General features: G+C 61.2%; 1 protein-coding gene. It reads left to right on the top strand.

Going from position 1 to position 1708, the window contains the following annotated elements; translation table 11 throughout:
* Positions 1–141: 141 nt before the first annotated feature.
* The coding region (gene dnaK, locus QVE23_RS00745; RefSeq protein WP_287967429.1) for a molecular chaperone DnaK at positions 142–1708 on the top strand (1567 nt) is incomplete at its 3' end.

The following is a 1708-nucleotide window of genomic DNA, read 5'->3' as shown; positions in this document are numbered from 1 at the left end:
CGCACGAGCCAACGTGTTTTTGTCAGGCATATATCCTGACAAATCATTGCAATGGATTCGCCTGGGGTGAATGAAAACAACAATCGCAAATTTTTATTTGTTGAGATAGAATTATTTGATCATAAATTGGAGGCAATCATTATGTCTAAGGTTATCGGTATCGACTTAGGTACGACAAATAGCTGTGTGGCCGTCATGGAGGGCGGCGAGGCTGTGGTCATCCCCAATGCGGAGGGCAACCGGACCACCCCGTCCGTGGTGGCTTTCTCCAAGACCGGCGAGCGCATGGTGGGTCAAGTGGCTAAACGCCAGGCCATTACCAATCCGGACCGCACCATCTCTTCCATCAAGCGGGAGATGGGCAGCGATTATAAAGTGACCATTGACAGCAAGAGCTACACCCCCCAGGAGATCAGCGCCATGATCCTCCAGAAGCTGAAGGCGGACGCTGAGGCCTATCTGGGCAGCACAGTCACCGAGGCGGTCATCACGGTTCCCGCCTACTTCACTGACTCCCAGCGCCAGGCCACCAAGGACGCCGGCAGGATCGCCGGCCTGGACGTGAAACGCATCATCAACGAACCTACCGCCGCGGCCCTGGCCTACGGCGTGGATAAGGAACAGAGCCAGAAGATCATGGTGTACGACCTGGGCGGCGGCACGTTCGATGTGTCCATCCTGGACATCGACGACGGCGTGATCGAGGTCCTGGCCACCGCCGGTAACAACCGCCTGGGCGGCGATGACTTCGACGAGTGCATCATGAAGTGGCTGGTCAGCGAGTTCAAGCGCACCGACGGCGTGGACCTGTCCACCGACCGAGTGGCTATGCAGCGGCTGAAGGAGGCCGCCGAGAAGGCCAAGATCGAGCTCTCCGGCGTCACCACCAGCAACATCAACCTGCCCTATATCACCGCCGACGCCAACGGCCCCAAGCACCTGGACGTGACCCTGTCCCGGGCCAAGTTCAATGAGCTGACCGCCCATCTGGTGGACGCCACCATGGGCCCCGTGCGCCAGGCCATGTCCGACGCGGGCCTGAAGCCCAGTGACCTGAGCAAGGTCCTGCTGGTGGGCGGCTCCAGCCGGATCCCCGCCGTGCAGGAGGCCGTGAAGAACTTCACCGGCAACGAGCCCTTCAAGGGCATCAACCCCGACGAGTGCGTGGCCATGGGCGCCGCCCTGCAGGCGGGCGTCCTCACCGGCGACGTGAAGGGGCTGTTGCTGCTGGATGTCACCCCCCTGTCCCTGGGCATTGAGACCATGGGCGGCGTGTTCACCAAGCTGATCGACCGGAACACCACCATCCCCGTGAAGAAGAGCCAGATCTTCTCCACCGCCGCTGACAACCAGACCAGCGTGGAGGTCAACGTCCTCCAGGGCGAGCGGGAGATGGCCGCGGCCAACAAGTCCCTGGGTCGCTTTCACCTGGACGGCATCGCCCCGGCCCGCCGCGGCGTGCCCCAGATCGAGGTGACTTTCGACATCGACGCCAACGGCATCGTCAACGTCTCCGCCAAGGACCTGGGCACCGGCAAGGAGCAGCATATCACCATCACTTCCTCCTCCAACATGAGCAAGGAGGACATTGAGAAGGCCGTCAAGGAGGCGGAGCAGTATGCTGCCCAGGACAAGAAGCTGAAGGAGGAGGTCGAGGTCCGCAACCAGGCCGACCAGATGGTCTACCAGAGCGAGAAGACCCTCTCCG

It is taken from the genome of Oscillibacter sp. KLE 1728 (assembly GCF_934833455.1).
In the GTDB taxonomy this organism is placed as follows: Bacteria; Bacillota; Clostridia; order Oscillospirales; family Oscillospiraceae; genus Oscillibacter; species Oscillibacter welbionis.
The sequence above is the reverse complement of the archived record's forward strand: the minus strand, read 5'-3'. Positions and strand labels throughout refer to the sequence as shown.